Source organism: Dongia deserti (genome assembly GCF_003574735.1).
Classification (GTDB): domain Bacteria; phylum Pseudomonadota; class Alphaproteobacteria; order Dongiales; family Dongiaceae; genus Dongia_A; species Dongia_A deserti.
Window position 1 is genome coordinate 347,875 of sequence record NZ_QORW01000001.1, and the last position, 17,816, is coordinate 365,690.

20 protein-coding genes are annotated in these 17,816 nt (G+C 64.0%); 7 read left to right on the forward strand and 13 right to left on the reverse strand.

What is annotated here, in order from left to right; all coding sequences use genetic code 11:
• Position 1: 1 nt before the first annotated feature.
• From DTX69_RS01720 to DTX69_RS01730, 3 genes are all read right to left on the reverse strand, one after another.
• Positions 2–1,516 carry a 4-hydroxyphenylacetate 3-hydroxylase family protein gene (locus DTX69_RS01720; protein ID WP_119299752.1) on the reverse strand — a complete coding sequence of 505 codons (1,515 nt, stop codon included), beginning with the start codon at positions 1,514–1,516 and terminating at the stop codon, positions 2–4.
• Between the two features lie 19 nt (positions 1,517–1,535).
• The gene (locus DTX69_RS01725; RefSeq protein ID WP_119299753.1) at positions 1,536–2,051 is read right to left on the reverse strand and encodes a flavin reductase family protein; all 516 of its coding nucleotides are present in this window, start codon (positions 2,049–2,051) and stop codon (positions 1,536–1,538) included.
• 98 nt (positions 2,052–2,149) lie between these two features.
• Positions 2,150–2,689: a 3'-5' exonuclease gene (locus DTX69_RS01730; RefSeq protein WP_119299754.1), complete on the reverse strand. Its 540-nt coding sequence runs from the start codon at positions 2,687–2,689 to the stop codon at positions 2,150–2,152.
• 64 nt (positions 2,690–2,753) lie between these two features.
• Between DTX69_RS01730 and DTX69_RS01735 the strand changes: the two genes are divergently transcribed.
• Positions 2,754–3,512 carry an MBL fold metallo-hydrolase gene (locus DTX69_RS01735; protein ID WP_119299755.1) on the forward strand — a complete coding sequence of 253 codons (759 nt, stop codon included), beginning with the start codon at positions 2,754–2,756 and terminating at the stop codon, positions 3,510–3,512.
• Here DTX69_RS01735 and sigJ read toward each other — a convergent pair.
• The 6 genes from sigJ to DTX69_RS01765 all read right to left on the reverse strand — a co-directional run bounded on the left by sigJ (position 3,509) and on the right by DTX69_RS01765 (position 8,969).
• A complete protein-coding gene (gene sigJ / locus DTX69_RS01740; protein ID WP_119299756.1) occupies positions 3,509–4,411 on the reverse strand; it encodes an RNA polymerase sigma factor SigJ in 903 nt (300 codons plus the stop codon). The genes DTX69_RS01735 and sigJ overlap by 4 nt on opposite strands.
• Positions 4,404–4,952 carry a hypothetical protein gene (locus DTX69_RS01745; RefSeq protein ID WP_119299757.1) on the reverse strand — a complete coding sequence of 183 codons (549 nt, stop codon included), beginning with the start codon at positions 4,950–4,952 and terminating at the stop codon, positions 4,404–4,406. The genes sigJ and DTX69_RS01745 overlap by 8 nt, the downstream gene beginning before the upstream one ends.
• 105 nt (positions 4,953–5,057) lie before the next feature.
• Positions 5,058–6,119, reverse strand: a complete 1,062-nt coding sequence (locus DTX69_RS01750) for an ABC transporter ATP-binding protein (RefSeq protein WP_119299758.1) — start codon at positions 6,117–6,119, stop codon at positions 5,058–5,060.
• Complete coding sequence (locus DTX69_RS01755; RefSeq protein ID WP_119299759.1) at positions 6,112–6,924, reverse strand: ABC transporter permease; 813 nt, start codon at positions 6,922–6,924, stop codon at positions 6,112–6,114. The genes DTX69_RS01750 and DTX69_RS01755 overlap by 8 nt, the downstream gene beginning before the upstream one ends.
• On the reverse strand, positions 6,921–7,781 hold the full coding sequence (locus DTX69_RS01760; protein ID WP_119299760.1) for an ABC transporter permease: 861 nt from the start codon (positions 7,779–7,781) through the stop codon (positions 6,921–6,923). Before DTX69_RS01760 ends, DTX69_RS01755 begins: the two co-directional genes overlap by 4 nt.
• Positions 7,782–7,862: 81 nt before the next feature.
• Positions 7,863–8,969, reverse strand: a complete 1,107-nt coding sequence (locus DTX69_RS01765) for an ABC transporter substrate-binding protein (protein WP_119300026.1) — start codon at positions 8,967–8,969, stop codon at positions 7,863–7,865.
• 122 nt (positions 8,970–9,091) lie between these two features.
• On the opposite strand from DTX69_RS01765, the gene DTX69_RS01770 reads away from it, so the two are divergent.
• Positions 9,092–9,739 carry a TetR/AcrR family transcriptional regulator gene (locus DTX69_RS01770; protein ID WP_119299761.1) on the forward strand — a complete coding sequence of 216 codons (648 nt, stop codon included), beginning with the start codon at positions 9,092–9,094 and terminating at the stop codon, positions 9,737–9,739.
• Here DTX69_RS01770 and DTX69_RS01775 read toward each other — a convergent pair.
• A complete protein-coding gene (locus DTX69_RS01775; protein ID WP_119299762.1) occupies positions 9,714–9,926 on the reverse strand; it encodes a DUF2061 domain-containing protein in 213 nt (70 codons plus the stop codon). The two genes, DTX69_RS01770 and DTX69_RS01775, sit on opposite strands and share 26 nt — an antisense overlap.
• Positions 9,927–10,090: 164 nt before the next feature.
• On the opposite strand from DTX69_RS01775, the gene arfB reads away from it, so the two are divergent.
• A complete protein-coding gene (arfB, locus tag DTX69_RS01780; RefSeq protein ID WP_119300027.1) occupies positions 10,091–10,513 on the forward strand; it encodes an alternative ribosome rescue aminoacyl-tRNA hydrolase ArfB in 423 nt (140 codons plus the stop codon).
• Positions 10,514–10,516: 3 nt separating this feature from the next.
• On the opposite strand, the gene DTX69_RS01785 is transcribed toward arfB, so the two are convergent.
• From DTX69_RS01785 to DTX69_RS01795, 3 genes are all read right to left on the reverse strand, one after another.
• On the reverse strand, positions 10,517–11,752 hold the full coding sequence (locus DTX69_RS01785) for an MFS transporter (protein WP_284735487.1): 1,236 nt from the start codon (positions 11,750–11,752) through the stop codon (positions 10,517–10,519).
• A gap of 118 nt (positions 11,753–11,870) precedes the next feature.
• A complete protein-coding gene (locus DTX69_RS01790) occupies positions 11,871–12,347 on the reverse strand; it encodes a cupin domain-containing protein (RefSeq protein ID WP_119299764.1) in 477 nt (158 codons plus the stop codon).
• A gap of 77 nt (positions 12,348–12,424) precedes the next feature.
• Positions 12,425–12,607, reverse strand: coding sequence for a hypothetical protein (locus tag DTX69_RS01795; protein ID WP_162916506.1), 183 nt, complete (start codon positions 12,605–12,607; stop codon positions 12,425–12,427).
• 295 nt (positions 12,608–12,902) lie between these two features.
• Here DTX69_RS01795 and DTX69_RS01800 point away from each other — a divergent pair, with 295 nt between their 5' ends.
• From DTX69_RS01800 to DTX69_RS01815, 4 genes are all read left to right on the forward strand, one after another.
• Complete coding sequence (locus tag DTX69_RS01800; protein ID WP_119299766.1) at positions 12,903–15,197, forward strand: propanediol/glycerol family dehydratase large subunit; 2,295 nt, start codon at positions 12,903–12,905, stop codon at positions 15,195–15,197.
• On the forward strand, positions 15,194–15,622 hold the full coding sequence (locus DTX69_RS01805; RefSeq protein WP_119299767.1) for a diol dehydratase small subunit: 429 nt from the start codon (positions 15,194–15,196) through the stop codon (positions 15,620–15,622). Before DTX69_RS01800 ends, DTX69_RS01805 begins: the two co-directional genes overlap by 4 nt.
• A gap of 11 nt (positions 15,623–15,633) precedes the next feature.
• Positions 15,634–16,371, forward strand: a complete 738-nt coding sequence (locus DTX69_RS01810) for a type 1 glutamine amidotransferase (RefSeq protein WP_119299768.1) — start codon at positions 15,634–15,636, stop codon at positions 16,369–16,371.
• Positions 16,372–16,589: 218 nt separating this feature from the next.
• Positions 16,590–17,753 (forward strand): ABC transporter substrate-binding protein, encoded by a 1,164-nt coding sequence (locus DTX69_RS01815; RefSeq protein ID WP_119299769.1) that lies wholly within the window; start codon positions 16,590–16,592, stop codon positions 17,751–17,753.
• The last annotated feature ends 63 nt before the right edge of the window (positions 17,754–17,816 follow it).

Here is a 17,816-nt window from a genome sequence, read left to right on the forward strand (position 1 = left end):
CCTATTCAGCGGCTTTCTTGGCGCCGTCGAACCATTTAATCACCGCGCTGTCGCCCGGCGCGCGCTTCAGCTTGCCCATCACCTTGTCGCTCAAGCCCGCTGACTTGCGCACGAAATCCAGCGATCCCTCCCAATCAAAGTTGCGATAGACCGCTGCGAGATGCGCGAAGGGCGGCGACTGCGCGAACAGCTGGAAGGTCAGGCGATGGCCCGCATAGTCGGAGTTCAGTAGATCGCGCGCGAAGGCGAGTAATCGGCGCCGGTCATCCGCCACCCAATCCTCGTTGATCGTGTAGAACTTCTCCAGCCACTTGCCTGACTCCGGATGATGGAATGCCGCATAGTCTGGCGTGACGCAGATCTGCCCGCCGCAGAGCTCGCGCGCGAGATGCATCATGCGCGGCAGGTTGGTACAGGCATGGACGCGGCCGGTATAGAGCAGCGATTGGTGGGGCATCAGCAGGCCGCCCGGGCTCTTCTCCGCGAGCGCGATCGCGGCGGTCAGGTGCGCGTTGATGCCTTCGCGGTAGACCGCGATCTCGGCCAGCTTCTCCTGCACCGCCTGCTGCTTGTCGAGGCCGGTCTGCCGTGCATTGAAGAGCGCCGCGCCGATCATCATGTCGGCGAATTTCATGATGCGCTGGACAAAGGCATAGGCGCTATACCGGTGCAGGGTCATGCGGATGAACATCGCCGCCTTGGTGTGGCGATAGAACAGGACGTTCTCCCACGGGATCAGCACGTCATCGAACACCACCAGCGAGTCGACCTCATCGAACCGGTTGGCGAGCGGGTAATCCTCGACCGGCGCGCGGCCTGCGAAGCCGGTGCGGCAGATCATGCTGATGCCTGGCGCGCCGAGGTCGACAATGAAGCCGACAGCATAGTCCGACAACTGCGAATCGCCCCAGTTCGCGATGGTCGGCTTGGTGAAGGCCTGGTTGGCGTAAGCGGCCGCCGTCTCGTATTTCGCGCCACGCACGATGATGCCCTTGTCAGTCTCCTTCACCACATGCAGCAGCATGTCGGGGTCCTGGTCCTGCGGCCGTTTGGAACGGTCGCCCTTGGGGTCGGTGTTGGCTGAGACGTGGAAGGGATCGTGCTTGATGACGCGATCAATGTGCCGGGTGATGTTCTGCGAAAATTGCGGATCGACCTCATTGAGGACATCCTGTCCGTCATAGAGCGACCACATCTCGCCGACGGTCTCGTCGCCGACGCGGGTGATGACGCCCTTCACATCCTCGAACACCGCGTCGGTGGCGCGCCGCTTGTCCCACCAATCCTGCTGGCTGTGCGGCAGCTTGAGGCCGGTGGCGAAGCGCTCGCCGCCTTCCTCGTAGGTCATCACCTCGCGCGTCGCCGCCTCGTGCTGCATGTCGTAGATGCGCGCGCGGATGTCGACCAGCGGCTTGAACATCGGATGCGTCGCCACATCCTTGACCCGCTCGCCATTGATATACACGACGCGGCCGTCGCGGATGCTGTCGATATACTGCTTGCCGGTGCGGATCATGGTGGCTCTCTCGTGGACGTCAGAGGATGGGCTGCGCGATCGAATAAGCGCGGCGGGAATAGACCAGGCTGCCGGTGCAGGATTGCTCGGCACGATGTGTCTTGAGCACGCGGCCGATCAGGATCTGATGCGTCCCGGCCGCAACCTCGCGATCCAGCGCGCAGGCGAAGGACGCGACAGAGTCGTTGAGCCGCCAGCCGCCCTCGTCCCGCTCCCATTCGGCACAGGTGAAATCGTACGGCCGGAGGTGCTCCGAGCGACCGGCGAATACGTCGGCGAGATAACTCTGCGCGGCGGACAGGACATTCACGCAGAAGCCGCCATTCGCCGTGATGGCAGCCGCGGCCGGGCTCCTGCGATTGATGCAGGCGAGCAGCATCGGCGGATCGGCCGAAACCGACGCGAAAGCGCTGACCGTCACGCCAAAGCGCCCAGCCGGCCCGGCGGTCGTCACGAGCGTGACGCTCGTTGCCGCCTCGGCCATGGCCTGCAGGAAGCGCGCTCGCGTCTCTTCTGTGGAAATTCCGTTCTCCATCGTCCGCCTCCGCCTGGAATCGACGCAAGCCCATCGTCAGCCGGATCGCGGCGCAAGTAAAATAGTTCTTTTGGAGCTTTTAGATCGGAATTCCTGATTCAGCGCAGCCGCCGCGCAAGCGCGATAAAGAGGCGGGCCAGGTTTCTGGCGTCCGCCAGAGCATCGTGCGGCGGCCCCTCCCAATCGAGGTCGAACCGGTGCAGCGCTTCATCCAGGCCCAGCCGGTACGTGAGGCCGAGGAGGCCCCGGACCTGGGCCGCCAGATCGTGGAAACAGCCGAGAAAGGGCAGCTCTGCCCCGGCGCGTTCGCAGCTTTCACGGATCAGCGCGTCGTCGCGGCCCCAGGCGCACCAGTCGCTTTGCCCGAAGGTCTTGCGGATTGTGCGCACGACCTCCGGCAAGGGCGGCGCCGTCTCCGCTTCTTTGGGCGTGATGCCGGTCAGCGAGGTGCAAAACGGCGAAATGGTAGAGACTTGCGGCTGCACGAAGAACAGCTTCTCGCGCCGGATCTTGAGCTCGTCTGTCTTGAGGTCGACGATGCCGAAGGCGATCAGCTCCGACACTTCTCCCGCCGGCACATTGCCGTCCCAGCAGGTGAGCTCGACATCGACGAACAGCATGCGGTTGTATTTGCTCATCGGCGCATCTGACCCGGCGCGGCTCCGATTGGCAAGCCAGGCAGAGCCGCGCTAGAGTCGTTCCATGCAGAGCGCGACACTCGAAAGCTGGTACAAGATAGAGCGCTTGTCGGATGACGTGACGCTCATCTGCGAGCAATTCATCGAGCCGTACTACCGTTGCAATATCTGGCACGTGCGCGGCCGCGACCGCGACCTGCTGATCGATTCCGGCATGGGTGTGGTCAGCCTGCGCCGGCAAGTCGCTCTGGTCGGGGAGCGGCCGTTGCTGGCGGTCGCGAGCCACTGCCATTTCGACCACATCGGCAATCATCACGAATTCCCGGACCGCGCGATCCATCAGGACGAGGCGGACATCCTAGCCAATCCGACACAGCATGCGACGGTCGCCGATGTCTATGCGCCGAAGGCGATGTTCCTGGCGCTGCCGCCCGGCGGGTACGAGCAGTCCGCCTACCGGATCGAGCCCGCACCGGCGACGCGACTGGTGAACGAGGGCGACATCATCGACCTGGGCGACCGGCAGTTCGAGGTGCTGCACCTGCCCGGCCACTCCCCCGGTTCGATCGGCTTGTGGGAAAAAGCGACCGGCGTCTTCTTCTCCGGCGATGCGATCTATGACGGGCCGCTGTCGGACCAGTGCTACCATTCGCACATTCCGACATACCTGAAAACCATGGACCGCCTGCGCACGCTCAAGCCGCGCATCGTCCATGGCGGCCATTTCCCGAGCTTCGACGGCCAGCGTTACGTCGCGCTGATCGACCAGTACCTGGAAGGCAAGCGCAAGATGGGCTGCCCCCGCGACAGCGCGGCGCGCTAAGACTGCAACGTCTTCAGCTTGTCGGGATTGCGCACGGCATAGATGCGGTGAATCACGGCGTCCTCGATCTCAAACGAGAGCGTCTGTACGATCTTGCCGTCCGGCAGGACGATGAGGAATCCAGGCAAGCCGTTGATGACCGAAGGCCGGTATTCCGTCCCTTCTGGGAATGGCACCTTCTTCTGAACGCCGAGCAAGAAGGCAATGACGTTGTCGCTGCCGAGGATCGGATTGAGAGCAGCCTTCACCTTGCCGCCGCCGTCACTGATCAGGATCGCGTCCTTGGCGAGCAACTGCGCCAGCTGTCCTGCGTCGCCGGAGCCGGCTGCCGCCAGGAACGCGGCGGCAATGCGCGCCTGGTCCTCAGCGTTGGCATCGAAGCGCGGCCGGCCGGCTTCGATATGCTTGCGCGCGCGGGTGGCGAGCTGGCGACAGGCAGCTTCGTCCCGCCGCAGCACCTCTGCTACTTGCTGGAAGCTCATCTCGAATACGTCGTGCAGCAGGAAGGCCGCGCGCTCCAGCGGCGACAAGCGCTCAAGCAGCAGCAGGAACGCCACCGAAAGATCCTGCGCCAGCTCGGCCGGGTCATCGGCCGCTTCCGGCTCGATCACGGGCTCGGGCAGCCACGGCCCGACATAGGATTCGCGCTGCGCCCGCGCGGATTTCAGCCTGTCGAGGCAAAGCCGCGTGGTCGCCTTCGAAAGCCAGGCGCGCGGATTCTCGATCGCGCTACGCGCCTTCACGCCGATGCGGTGCCAGCGGATATAGGCGTCCTGCACCGCGTCCTCCGCCTCCGCCATCGAGGACAGCATGCGATAGGCAAGGCCGCGCAGATAGGCGCGATGTGGCTCGAAGCTCGCCGCCGGATCGTCGCGTTCGATCAAGATGGGCTCAGGCATAGGCGATCTCATTCGGCGCGACCATGTCGCCGCCGATCTCCACCGCTTGGCAGGATTGACCGTGGCCCAGGGCGTATTTGAGCGCAGGGAAGGTGCGGCTCGCCACGATGGTGATCGAGATCGCAGCCAGCGCCTTGGCGCCCCAGCGGCGTTGGATCTCGTCGCGCAGCGCCTCCAGCTCGGCGCTGCGCGCCAGCAGGGCCTTGGCGAAGCGGTAGCCGAGGGAGGCGTCGGCGCTCATCCGCGCAACATCTCCGACGATGATCCCGCGCAGATCGGAATCGGATACCCCGCCGCGCTGCGCCATGGTCACACCGAGCTGCACGCAGGGCCCGCAATCCTCGCTCATCGCCGCCACGATCTTGGCGGCATACCAGGCGGGAGCCGGTGCGTCGGCCTGATAGGCGGCCACCTTCGAGAGGCGCGCGAGGGCTAGGCCCGCCGCAGGATCGGTATCGATCAGCTCCGCGCCGTAACTGGTGTCATAGCCGAAGGCGTCGCCGAACGCCCGCAGCTTGCGCTTCATGAACCATTTCAACATCGCGCCTCTCCTGTCGCACAGTATGTGGCATTCAGCCAGCCTGTACGATGACGAGCTGCCCGCGCATCATGTGACATGGAGAAAATAGCCCTCCGGATCAGTCGCTTACTGGCGGAGCAGCACCAGATCGCCGGCCCGGGCATAGAGCGGCAGCATCTCGCCCGCCATCGGCGGCCCCTCGGCCGGGACCCGGGCCATCAGCTCCCGACCGGCCAGGCGACAATGAACCCGGAAGTGCGTGCCCTGGAAGCTGAACTCGATGATTTCCGCATCGCCCAGGGCCTGCGCACCCAGTTCGGCGGAGAAGCGCAATTGCTCCGGCCGAAGGGCGAGGTGGACCTTCTCTCCGGCCGCAGCCGGCTGGTCGACAAGCAGCCGGCCGAGCACCGTGTCCACCGCCGCCTGCCCGTTCACACTGCCGATCACCTGGCCTTCGATCAGGTTGTTCTCGCCCATGAAGCGGGCAGTGAACAAAGAGGCCGGCTTCAGATACACGCGCGACGGCGAGCCCATGTCCTCGATCCTGCCATCCTTCATCACCACGACGCGGTCGGCGATGGACATCGCCTCCTCCTGGTCGTGGGTGACGTGGACGAAGGTGGCGTTGAGCTGCCGCTGCAGGCGCACCAGCTCCTCTTGCATCTGCCGGCGCAAACCAAGATCCAGCGCGCCCAGCGGCTCATCGAGCAGCAGGACGGCAGGATCGACCGCGATAGCGCGGGCCAGGGCCACGCGCTGCCGCTGCCCGCCGGAGAGTTGATGCACGCCGCGCTCGCCGAAGCCTTTGAGCCCGACCAGCGCCAGCATCTCCTCGGCCTTGCGCAGACGCTGCGCCCTGGCGAGTCGCCGCATCGCCAGGCCGAAGGCGACATTGGCGCTGACCGACATGTGGGGGAAGAGGGCGTAATCCTGGAACACGGTGGCGGTTGGCCGACGCGCGGGCGGCAGGTCCGTCACGTCACTGCCATCGATCCACACACGCCCACCGCTCGGTTCCACGAAGCCACCGAGAATCGAGAGCAATGTCGTCTTGCCGCTGCCGGAAGGACCGAGCAGAACGACATACTCGCCTGCGGCGATCTCAAGATTGGTTTCGGCGAGCGCGATCGTCTCTCCGTAGCTCTTGGCGATGCCCTTGAGGCTGACGCGCGGCGTTGCTTCAGCCATTGGCGACCGCCTTTCGCCCGCGCCACAGCAATAGCTCGACCGCCAGGACGATCGCGACGGAAATGGCAAATACCAGTGTGCCGGCCGCATTCAATTCTGGGCTGAGGCCGGAGCGCAGCAGGCCCCAGATCACCACAGGCAACGTCACGTCGAAACGGCTCAACAGAAACGCGATCACGAATTCGTCCCACGACAAGGTGAAAGCGATGAAATAGGCGGCCAGCAATGTCGGCCATAGCATGGGCGCGGTGATCAGGGCGACGACCTGCCACTCCTTGGCACCGAGGTCGCGGGCAGCGCGCTCGATGTTGGCCTGGTGCTCGCCCAATTGCGAGTAGACGATGGCGAAACAGAGCGGCAGGTTGATGACCACGTGGCCAATCCCGACTGCCAGCAGGGAACGGTCCACGCCCATCATGTTGAAGGTGATCTGCAGCCCCATGCCGATAATGAGATACGACACCGTGATCGGCGCCATCAGGAGCAGCTGCGCGCCGCGCGCAAAACGCCAGTCGCGCCGCGCCAGGCTGAAGGCTGCGAGAAAACCAAGAAAAGTCGCGACCAGCGAAGAGACTCCGCCCACCAGCACCGAGTTCCACAGCGCCTCCATCAGGCGGCGATTGTGCAGCACCTTGTCGAACCATTGCAGCGTCGGCCCTTTGAACGGCGGCACCGGGGCGAGGCCGTCCTGGAACGCGAACAGGATCAGAGAGCCGACCGGCAGGAAGATGAAGAGGAGCGCCAGCGCGAAATAGAGCAGCGCTACGCCATCGGTCCACCGTATCACTTTGGCCTGCGCCCTCATACGCGCTCCATTTTCAAGCGCTTGGCGCTGACGAGGAAAGCCACCGTGACGACCAGCATCAGGATCATCGACAGCGCGGAGGCGAGCGGGAAGTCCGCCTGCCGACCGATCTGCAGCATGATGGCCTGAGGCAGCAGTAGCTCGCGATTGCCGCCGAGGATCTGCGGCGTGATGTAATCGCCGATCGCCAGCACAAAGGTGAGGAAGGCGCCGACTGCGACGCCAGGCAGGCTCAAGGGCAAGGTCACGTGCCAGAACACCTGCCAGTTGTTGGCGCCGAGATCTGCGGCAGCCCTGCGGTAGCTGTCCTTGATCTGGATGAGGTTGGCGAAGATGGTGAGCGTCAGCAGCATCGCGAAGAAATGCACGAACCCGAGCACGGTTGCGAAGCGACTGTTGCCGAGCCCGACCGGTTGCGCAATCAAGCCGAGATCGAGCAGGGTCTGGCTGATGATGCCATTCTGCGACAGCACCAGCAGCCAGCTGTAGGAGCGGATGACGTAGCTGGTCCAGAACGGCAGCACGATCAGCACCAGCAGGATGCGCCGCCACTTCGCCGGCACGCGGTAGGCGAGGATGTAAGCAAGCGGGTACGCAACCAAGATGCTGAGAATGGTGGCGAGGATCGTCACTTCCAGCGAATTGATCAGCGCCTGGACAAACGTGCCGCCCGCACGCGTGAAGAAGGCCGCGTAGTTCGCCAAGGTCCAGGTGAAGGTGATCTTCCCCGCCACCCGCTCCGCGAAGCTCATGGCCAGCATCGCGGCGAGCGGTAGCGCGAAGAACAACGTGGTCCACAAGACAGCCGGCCACAGCCCCCAATCGCGGAGGTCCGCACGGCTGAAATGGAAGCGCATCGTTGCTCTCATTGCTTCTATTTCGTCATGGCAAAGGCTTCGCCTTGGGATGACGAAGAGAGGAGTCAAGGCGATCTGGACTCACGCCTGCAGGAACTGGGTCCAGACTTCCTGCATCGCCGCATCCAGCTCCGCGTCGGGGATGAAGTACGGATACGAGGCGGCGATGAAGCCGGGCTGCTCGTCCCAGCGCAGCACCTTCTTGATATCGTCCGGCAGGCTTGCCTTGCTGTTGGTGGGCATCGCCCAGTAGCAGCTGGAGGTCGCAAGACGCGCCTGTCCGTCGGGGCTCAGGATGTATTTGACGAACTCGGTCGCGAGCTTCTGCTTGGTGCTGGACGCGAACACGCCGATCGCCTGCATCCAGCGGATGCCGCCTTCGGCCGGCAGCACCCAATCGAGCGCCGGGTTCTCCTTCATCAAGTTGACGACGGAGTATTCGCCGCCGGCGACGATGATGTCAGCGGCGCCGGTGATGAGCGCGTTCTGCACCGTCGGCACGTCGCCCACCACGCTCGCCAGCTTCTTCATCTCCAGCAGCTTGTCGCGGATCTGCGGCAGATCGTCCTTGGTGATGGTGTCCGGCCGAATCCCCATGCCGAGCGCGACCATCTCCATGGTCGGGATGTAGTAGTCGTAGATCGCGATGCGGCCGGCATATTTTGGGTCCCACATCACCGCGGCCTTGCGCGCCTCTGCCTCCGGCACCTTGTCGCGATTGAAGGCGAGCGCGTTGTAGCCGAACTTCTCCGGCATCGCGTAGAGCTTGCCGTCCTTGTAGTGCAGTTGCTTCTGATGCAGTTCGGGGAAGATGTCCGCCCACGGCATCTCCGCATCCGGCAGTTCCGCCATCAATCCCTTTTCCACCATGTTCGGCACGTCGACCGAATCGACGACGAACACGTCCCAGTCGCCGGGCTGCGATTGCTCCAGCAGCGCGACAGCTTCGCCCGTGCCCCCGTATTCCTTGACGTTGATCTTGCAGTCAAACGCCTGCTCGAACGGCTCCAGCAGCGCGGGATCGGTATGATCGCACCAGACCAGGCAATTCAGCTCCTCCGCCGCGGCCGCGCGCCGCGATCTCAATCCCAGCGATCCGACGAACGCGCTCGCGGCGCCGGCAAGAAGAACGCTGCGCCGATTGAAAGCCTCGCGCACAGCGCGGCACGGCTTGCACTCTGAAGCCATCTCTCCCTCCATCCCTGTCCGCCGGCCGGTCTTTTCCGCCGGCCAGTCTTCCATCCACCTTGACAAAAGATGAATGGACTTCAAAATTGTGTCAACTGCAGAAATAGATCAGGAATGCAATCATGACCGGCTTGCGCGAGCGCCAGAAGGCCAAGCGCCACAGCCATATTTTGGCGGCGGCCGGCGCGCTCTTCAAACGCGACGGCTTCGCGGTAACCAGCATCGAAGGCATTGCGGCGGAGGCAGAGGTCGCCGCCGGCACTGTCTACAACTACTTCCAGTCCAAGGGAGACTTGCTGCTAGCATTGGTGGCGCTGGACGGCGAAGAAGTGCGCGAGCGCGGCAAATTGATGATCGCCAACCCGCCAGCGGATCCCATCATCGCTGTCCGCAAGTTGCTGGAATTCTACGTCGACCACTCGCTGGTGCATCTGAGCAAGGAGCTGTGGCGCAATGCAATGGCGACCGCGCTCACCCAGGCGAAGAGCCCATTCGGCCGTGGCTATGCAGCGCTCGATCGCAAGCTCGCCGACCAGGTCGGTGACCTCATCGCGGTGCTACAGGAACGCGGTTCGGTGTCGGCGGACATCGATGCGGACGTGGCGGGGGATGTGCTGTTCGAGATGGTGAACAGCCTATTCCAGACTTTCGTCGCTCACGACGATATGCCGATGGCGCGCCTCAAGAGCGAGCTCAGGAAGCAGATCGGCTGTGTCTTTGCCGGGCTCGCGGCGCGGCAGGCGGCTACCGCGCCGCGGCGTAGGCACTGATCGGCTGTCGAGTCCGCCGCGCCGCGGCCGCGGCCCACGCCTTCTCGTGGAAGTAATAGGCGATGGTGTTGCAGGCCGGCTCGACCAAGGCCATGGCACCGCCGACCAGAATGCTCCCCGTCAGCAGGTAGCCGATGACGAAGGCGACGGTAAAGTGGACCGCGGCAAAGCTCAATGTTTTCAACAATTTGACCTCCTCACATCCCGCAATTGAGAATTATTCGCAGAATGGTTCGGGACCTGCAAATGAAAATGGCTCTTGCCAGCCCATTCGGCCAATGAATTGATCTGGGCAGATTGATCGACGCCTTCGATCGCTGGCGTTTTCGGCCGGAGAAGGTAATTTGCGCCATGATCCGAATCACCCGATCCATCGCCCTCGACGAATCCGAACTGGAGGAGCGGTTTGTGCGCGCCTCCGGCCCTGGTGGGCAAAACGTCAACAAGGTGTCGACCGCGGTCGAGCTGCGCTTCGATATCGCCGGCTCGCCCAATCTCCCGCCGGACGTGAAGGCGCGGCTGATCCGCTTGGCCGGTCAGCGCGCGACCAACGAGGGCGTGCTGGTGATCGATGCCCAGCGCTACCGCAGCCAGGAACGCAACCGGGAAGATGCGCGCGCGCGCCTGATCGCGCTGATCCAAGCCGCCACGCATGTGCCGAAACCGCGCCGCAAGACCAAGCCGACCAAGGCCGCCAAGGAGAAGCGCCACGAGAGCAAGCAGCGCCGCGGGCGCATCAAGCGCATGCGCAACAAGCGGCCCGATTTCGACTGACGGCTAGCGGAACTGCTCGGAGTTCCGCGTACGCTGCTCGCCCGGCAGGCGCAGCTTGAACGCCAGACCAGCGGCGAGCGCCAGCGCAGCGCCCACGCCGGCCACGCAGGCGCCCCACCCGAAGGCATCGAAGGCACGCCCGAGCACGAAACTGCCCGCCAAGCCGCCGCCGAAATAGCTGGCGAGATAGAATCCGCCGGCCGATCCGCGATCTCCGGTGGCGGCGCGGCCGACAAAACCGGTCGCCGCCGCCTGCGCGAAGAAAGTCCCCACGCCGACCAGCACCAATCCCAGCAAGACCAGGGACAGATTCGTCGTGAGCAGCAGCGGCAGGCCGATCACGGCAATTGCCAAGGCGCCCCAGAAAGTCGGGCGCGTGCCGAAGCGGGCGACGGCACGGCCGGCCAGCGGGGTGGTCAGCAGCGATGGCAGGAAGACGAAATAGATGAGGCCCAGCTGCATCATCCCGATGCCGAAGGGCGGCCGTGTCAGGACGAAGTTGACATAGGTGAAGATGCCGATGAAGGCGAACAGGATGCAAAAGCCGATCGCGAACGCGGCGCACAGCGGTCCGCTGCGCAGATGCTCCAACCAGGCAGCGACCGGCGCCCCATTACCGCGCCCAGGCATCGTCGCGCTCATGCGGGTCAGCGTGACGTAGGCCAGCACGGCGCCTACCAGGTTGAGACCGGCGAACAAGGTGAAGTTGCTCGCCAGTCCCAGATGGTCCGCGACGGACGCGGACATCAGCCGTCCGAACAGATTGCTGGCGACGTTGCCGGTCACATAGGCGGCGAGCGCGCTCGCCGTTTCCCGGGCAGTGGAATTCTCGGCGAGATAGGCAAGCGTCAGGCTGAAGGCCGCCGACATGCACAACCCCTGGATGACGCGCAGGATGGTGAAGAGTGTCAGATCCGGCAGCGTGGCGAGCAGCGCTGTCGGAACTGCCAGCAGCGCCAAGCTGAGAACGACGCCGCGCCGCCGGTTGATGCGCCGGCTGAAAGCGGCGACGACGAGACCCGCAACGGCCATGCCAAGTGTGCTGGCATTGACCGCAACGCCCATGGTCGCCGGGCTCACGCCATAGGCGCGCACCAGCGACGGCAGGATCGCCTGCGTCGCGAAGAGATCGACCAGCGTCAGGAATGCGATCAGCGAAATGGTGGAGAGACGCAGCAAGTGCGATGCCGAGCCGCTGGCAAGTGTCGCCGCTTCAATCGTCTGTGCTTCACTTTGCATTACCATCACTCGATGGAATCCCCTCCCCCAAAATGGGGGAGGGTAGGAGGGAAAGCAGGTGCACGATGGGAGAAAGCCTTCGCTCGCTTCCCCACTCTGCCCCCATCTCGGGGCAGCACTACATATTCGTATCGGCCTTGTCGTGCAGGATGTCGGCGGAGATCAGCACGACCTTCTTCTTGCCGGTGTTCTTCCACCAGTGCGACCGGCCGGCATCAACCGAGACATCACCCGCTTTGTGGACGATCGGATCGGCGCAGATGCTGGCATACTCGGCGACCTCGCCCTCGACCACGTAGATCAAGGCGGGACGATCGGCGTGGCTGTGCCACGGCACAATACCACCCGGCTGGATCTCGAGGCGCCGCATGCGGAACTGACGGTCCTGCGCGGCGATCATTTCCTTCGACAGATCGATGGAAGCGAGCACCGTGTCGGTCACGTCTTTGGCCGCCAGCATCTGGTCGGCCTGGCCTTTGCCGTCGGCCACTATCTTGCCGGCCGGACATTCGCCGGCGAAGGCCGCGCTGCCGAACACCATGGCGCCGGCAATCAAAGCGGCCGCAGACAGGCCGCGCAGAATGGTCTTGCTCATGTGGTTTCCTTTCCGAGGGGTTTGGGTGGCTGCGAGAATGTTCGATGCGGCCGCTGGGCTGAAATGCTGATCGGCTCTCAATTCGATAACGACCGGCTATCGCGCGCTCGAACTGGCACCATGTCGGCCAGCAATACGTATGGGCCAGCGATCAATTCCGGCTGCAGCAAGAAGCTGGAATCGCCACTGGCGGGGTGTCGCTCGATCGCGCGCCAGTGGCGCACCGCGTTCTTGGGAAAGCGGCGATAAATCCTGATCATCGGCGTCATCTCCAAGGGCATCGACGGAAGCGTCGACGCCACAAGCCTGCGCCGCCGCGCGCACGCAGAAAAATGCCGTTGGCCAATCGGTTCGATGCCGGCGCGACATGGCAAGAAGGAGCTGAAACCGCGGTCAAACAGTGCCGCTCAAAGGTCAAGAACCGCTACGGTGACAGCCCATATCCTGCCCGAAGCCTCCGCCAGGCCGGCGCAATGCTGTACGGCGCCGGGTGGGCGAATTGCATTCGGCCGGGGCGAGGATTAGCCTCCGGCACGGCGACTGGAGAGATTGGGCATGCCGGACAAGCCGCAAGGCGCGCCGCAGATCAAGGTGAACCGGTGGCGGCGCTTCGCAGATTGGGACGAGCGGCCGTTGCGCCTCGACAAGTTCGCCGTGGAAGACGCGAGCGCCGGCTTTGCCGCTTTCTCGTCCCCCAACGATCCTAAGCCCGGCCTCGAGATCGAAGACGGCAAGGTCAAATCGATGGACGGCATTGCCGCCGTCGATTTCGACATGATCGACCTCTTCATCGCGACTCATCATCTCGATCTCGAAGTCGCGCCGGAGGCGATGGCGATCCCGTCGCACGAGATCGCGCGCATGCTGGTCGACATGAACGTGCCGCGCGCCAAGCTGGTGCGCCTGGCCCACGGCATGACGCCGGCAAAGCTGGCGGAGGTGGTGGCGGAGCTGAACGCGCTGGAAATCGCCTTTGCCTACAGCAAGATGCGGGCGCGGCATACGCCGGGCAACCAGGGCCATGTCACGAACGCCAAGGATGACCCGCTGCAATTGGCGGCGGATGCCGCAACCGCCGTTGCCTTCGGGTTCGACGAGATCGAGACCACCATGCGCGTCGCGCGCAATGCCTGGTCCAACGCCGTGGCCTGCGCCGTCGGCGCCGCCGTCGGTCGCTGGGGCACCTTGTTCCAATGCTCCAGTGAGGAGGCAGAAGAGCTGCAGATCGGGATGGCCGGCTTCACGTCCTATGCCGAGACGGTCTCGGTCTATGGCACCGAACGCGCCTTCATCGACGGCGACGATACGCCCTGGTCCAAGGCGTTCCTCTCCACCGCCTATGCCTCCCGCGGCATCAAGATGCGCTGCACGTCCGGCGCGGGCTCCGAACTGCTCATGGGGTTCCACGAGAGCAAGTCGCTGCTCTATCTCGAGGCGCGCTGCCTCTGCCTGCAGCGCGGCATGGGCGTGCAGGGCACGCAGAATGGCGGCATCGATGGCGCGCCCGTCACCTGCACCGTGCCGGGCGGCGTGCGCGAGCTGATGGCGGAGAACTTGCTGGCGGTGTGGCTCGACCTCGAATGCGCGTCGGGCAATGATGCGCGGCCGACCGAATCGGAAATCCGCGTCGGCGCCAAGATCCTGCCCTACCTGATCGCCGGGTCCGACCTCATCTGTTCCGGTTTCGGCTCGATCCTGAAATACGACAATTCCTTCAATCCCTCGCTCATGAACGGCGAAGAGCTGGAGGATTTCCTGGTCCTGCAGCGCGACTTCGAGGCCGACGGCGGACTGACGCCGGTTGGCGAAACGGAGATCCTCGATCTGCGCAGCCGCGCCGTGCAGGCCATTGCTGCCGTGTTCGAAGAGTTGAACCTCGGCAAACCCACCGCGGACATGATGGCAAGCGTGGTCGCCGCCTCGGGGTCTGAAGAAACGCAGAGCTACCTGCCGGGGGACGTTTCCTTTATCAGCGAGGCGATCAAGCAGCGCCGCATCAACGTGATCGACGTGATCAAGGCGCTGGCCAAGCGCGGCTATCGCACCGAGGCGCAGAACCTGCTGAATGTCGTAAAGCTGCGCGTGACCGGCGATTACCTGCAGACCTCTGCCATCGTGCGCAACGGGCGCATCATCAGTGCGGTCAATGATCCCAATGAGTATCTCGGTCCCGGCACGGGCTATCGTGTCAGCAAGGAGCGGCGCGAGCAGCTGGTGAACATCCGTGACGTTCTGGATCGTGACGAAGTGCTGCGCAGCGAGGGGCGCCATGCCAAGGCAGAGTCGCGCCTGATCCAATATCGCACCATGGGAGCGGCCGAGCCGGGTAGCGACCCCAGGGAGGTCGTGATCGGCATCTCGCCGGCCTTCGGATTGAAGATCTTCCGGACGCTCGGCGGGCACCCGCTCTCCTCCATTCTGGATGCGCTCATCTCCGGCATCCGTGCCAAGGGTTGCCGGCCGCGCATCGTGCGCCTGCGGCATACGGCGGACACCTCGTTCCTGGGCCTCAGCGCCGCGCGCCTCGCCGGTTCCGGGGTCGGCATCGGCATTCAGGCGAAGGGAACCGCCGTCATCCACCAGCACGATCGACTGCCCCATCACAATCTGGAGCTCTTCTCCAACGCGCCCATCACCAAGCTCGAGCACTACCGGCGCATGGGAGAGAACGCGGCCGCTTATGCGCTCAGTGAAACGCCGGAGCCAGTCGTCGTACCGACCAAGGGCGAGGCGATGGGCGCGCGATTCCATGCCCAAGTCGCGCTGATCTACGCCATCGAGACCAGCCTGACCGAAGACGGCGCGGCACCCGAAAATATCGAGATCCGCCTGGCGGAGGTCATGCAGTGACCGACAAGCACCTCACCACCACCGACTACCCGCTGGCGGAGAAGCGCCCCGACCTGGTGCGCACGCGCAGCGGCAAGATGCTGGAGCATCTGACGCTCGAGGCGCTCGAGGCCGGTGCTGTTGCGCTGGAAGACCTGCGCATCACACCGGAGGCCTTGCGCCAGCAGGCAGCGATCGCGCGCGCCGCCGGCCGGCCGACCCTGGGTCGCAATTTCGGACGCGCGGCCGAACTCGTCGATGTGCCACAGGACGTGATCCTCGGGATCTACGAGCTGCTTCGCCCCGGCCGCGCCAAAGGCAAGGCCGACTTGCTCGATGCGGCGCACCTCCTGCGCAGAACCTACAAGGCCGAGCAGATGGCCTCTTTCATCGAAGAAGCGGCGGAGGTCTATGAACGCCGCGGCCTGTTCTCCAAACGCTTCTGATCCGACCTTTCATGCGCAAATACCTGTTGATCGTGCCGGAAGCAACCGCGCCCGCCGGCCTGATCGGCGAAACCCTGATCGGGGAGGGCGCCATTTACGACGCGGTGATGCCGGTCGAGCGTCATGCGAGCCATGCGCCATTCAACTATCCCGGCATCCCGAATCAGGTGGCTGACTATGCGGGCCTGATCGTGCTTGGCGGTCCCATGAGCGCGAACGAGACTGACAAGCATCCCTTCCTCGCCGAGACTATGAGCCTCATCCAGGAATTCGCAGCAGCGGATCGGCCCGTGCTCGGCATTTGCCTCGGCGCGCAGATCATCGCCCGTGCCTTCGGCGGCGAGGTCTATCGCATGGACCGGCTGGAATCCGGCTTCTACACCATGAACGTGACGCCGGAAGGCCAGAGCGACCCGGTGTTCGCCGCGCTCGGCGACCAGGTCACATCATTCCAGAACCATTTCGAAGCGGTGCGCGACATTCCCGGTGCCGTGCCGCTTGCCACGGGCGGCGCCTGTCCGATCCAGGCCTTTCGCATCGGTCGCGCCACCTATGCCACGCAGTTCCACCCGGAAGTGACCATCGATATCGTGCGCGACTGGATCCGCAAGTTCGGGACCGCCTTTACCAACGATGAGCCGCGCCTGCTGACTGATCTCGACCGCCAGTTCCGGGAGAATTTCGCCCGCCATCGCACCCAATGTCAGCTGTTGGTGCGGAACTGGATGGTCTTGTCCAAGGTGCCCTAAGAGGCTGGCGGAGCCTGTCAAAATCCCAGCGGCAGATGTCAAGATCGGTTGGCACCGCTTCACTAGGCTTCGAGTGGGTGGGACCATTGGTTCCACTTGCCCGCGGGCAGCCGGTGCGCTGAAATACCCGCGCGCAAAAAGATCAGGTGAGGCATACCGGGCACAGACATCCGGGCCGTTGTCCCGCGCTGTGACCCGACCGATTCGGGAGAGGGACAATGTTCACATCGAAACTGTCGCGCCGGAACTTCATGCAGCAATCGGCACTGTGGGCTGCCGCATTCGCGGCCGGCGGAACGCTTGGCCTGCGCAAGGCGATGGCCGATCGCTCCAAGGAACTGAACATTTTGTGCTGGGAAGGATATAATTCCGCTCAGGTGCTGGATCCGTTCCGCAAGTCCACCGGCGCCACGGTCAAAGCGGAATCGCTCACCAACGATCCCACCATGATCAACCGCCTGCGCGCGGGCGAGATGAATGTCTGGGACCTCATCAACGTCAACAACCCGTGGGCCCGCAAGGTCATGTGGCCCGAGAAGCTGATCAAGCCGATCGAGCGTGCCAGGTTCGAACCCTACTTCGCGAAGATGCTGCCGGCCTTCAAGCCGCCCTACAGATGGGCCATGGACGATAGCGGCGAGAACATGCTCGGCATCGCGCAGCGCTTCGGCCCCTACAGCTTCGTCGTCAACACCGACAAGATCAGCCGCGCCAGCGCGGAGGATCAAGGGTGGGATCTGTGGAACGACAATGCCAATGCCGGCAAGTACGGCGTGCAGGAATCGGACGACTGGAACGTGTTCGACCTCTGCTGCATCGCCGGGTTCGACCCGTTCAAGGAGCATACGGACGCAGAGGTTGCCCGCTATACCGAGACCGCGAAGCGGGTCTTCAAGAACGCAAAGGTGGTCGGCGATCTGGCGACCATGAACCAGCTGCTGGTCTCCGGTGACATCGACTTCTACTTGACGGGCGGCACCTACAGCTGCTCGCCGGCGCGGGCTGACGGCGCCCTGAATATCCGCGGGATTACCCCGAACAAGGGCCCAATGCCGGGTGGCAAGGGCGGCATCGCCTGGATCGAGATCACGTCGGTGGTGAACAATCCGAATGTCTCGCCCCTGGCCGAGCACTTCCTCGAATATGTGCAGACCCCGGACATGTCGCACACCGTGGCGTTCGCCGAGGGCACGTTCAATCCCGTCACCCAGATGGGCGATCCTGAGTGCTTCAAGCTCTTCACCAAGGAGGAGCTGGAGATCATCCAGTGGGACAGCCTTGAAGAGGAAATGGCCCGCTCGGCCGAATATGATATCGTGCCGGATTATCCGAAACTGCTCGACATCATGACCGCCGCGAAGCGCGAAGTCTCCGGCGGCTGATCGCGAATCGACGCAGGTCGGGGTCCTCTCGGACGCGGGAGGACCCCGATCATATATGGAATG

What these genes read in the sequence shown, in the direction of transcription:
- DTX69_RS01725 (WP_119299753.1), bottom strand. Translation starts at nt 2,051, where the DNA reads ATGGAGAACGGAATTTCCACAGAAGAGACGCGAGCGCGCTTCCTGCAG.
- DTX69_RS01815 (WP_119299769.1), top strand. Translation starts at nt 16,590, where the DNA reads ATGTTCACATCGAAACTGTCGCGCCGGAACTTCATGCAGCAATCGGCA.
- DTX69_RS01770 (WP_119299761.1), top strand. Translation starts at nt 9,092, where the DNA reads ATGACCGGCTTGCGCGAGCGCCAGAAGGCCAAGCGCCACAGCCATATT.
- DTX69_RS01750 (WP_119299758.1), bottom strand. Translation starts at nt 6,119, where the DNA reads ATGGCTGAAGCAACGCCGCGCGTCAGCCTCAAGGGCATCGCCAAGAGC.
- DTX69_RS01790 (WP_119299764.1), bottom strand. Translation starts at nt 12,347, where the DNA reads ATGAGCAAGACCATTCTGCGCGGCCTGTCTGCGGCCGCTTTGATTGCC.
- DTX69_RS01810 (WP_119299768.1), top strand. Translation starts at nt 15,634, where the DNA reads ATGCGCAAATACCTGTTGATCGTGCCGGAAGCAACCGCGCCCGCCGGC.
- DTX69_RS01760 (WP_119299760.1), bottom strand. Translation starts at nt 7,781, where the DNA reads ATGCGCTTCCATTTCAGCCGTGCGGACCTCCGCGATTGGGGGCTGTGG.
- arfB (WP_119300027.1), top strand. Translation starts at nt 10,091, where the DNA reads ATGATCCGAATCACCCGATCCATCGCCCTCGACGAATCCGAACTGGAG.
- sigJ (WP_119299756.1), bottom strand. Translation starts at nt 4,411, where the DNA reads ATGCCTGAGCCCATCTTGATCGAACGCGACGATCCGGCGGCGAGCTTC.
- DTX69_RS01745 (WP_119299757.1), bottom strand. Translation starts at nt 4,952, where the DNA reads ATGTTGAAATGGTTCATGAAGCGCAAGCTGCGGGCGTTCGGCGACGCC.
- DTX69_RS01735 (WP_119299755.1), top strand. Translation starts at nt 2,754, where the DNA reads ATGCAGAGCGCGACACTCGAAAGCTGGTACAAGATAGAGCGCTTGTCG.
- DTX69_RS01755 (WP_119299759.1), bottom strand. Translation starts at nt 6,924, where the DNA reads ATGAGGGCGCAGGCCAAAGTGATACGGTGGACCGATGGCGTAGCGCTG.
- DTX69_RS01720 (WP_119299752.1), bottom strand. Translation starts at nt 1,516, where the DNA reads ATGATCCGCACCGGCAAGCAGTATATCGACAGCATCCGCGACGGCCGC.
- DTX69_RS01795 (WP_162916506.1), bottom strand. Translation starts at nt 12,607, where the DNA reads ATGATCAGGATTTATCGCCGCTTTCCCAAGAACGCGGTGCGCCACTGG.
- DTX69_RS01730 (WP_119299754.1), bottom strand. Translation starts at nt 2,689, where the DNA reads ATGAGCAAATACAACCGCATGCTGTTCGTCGATGTCGAGCTCACCTGC.
- DTX69_RS01785 (WP_284735487.1), bottom strand. Translation starts at nt 11,752, where the DNA reads ATGCAAAGTGAAGCACAGACGATTGAAGCGGCGACACTTGCCAGCGGC.
- DTX69_RS01765 (WP_119300026.1), bottom strand. Translation starts at nt 8,969, where the DNA reads ATGGCTTCAGAGTGCAAGCCGTGCCGCGCTGTGCGCGAGGCTTTCAAT.
- DTX69_RS01800 (WP_119299766.1), top strand. Translation starts at nt 12,903, where the DNA reads ATGCCGGACAAGCCGCAAGGCGCGCCGCAGATCAAGGTGAACCGGTGG.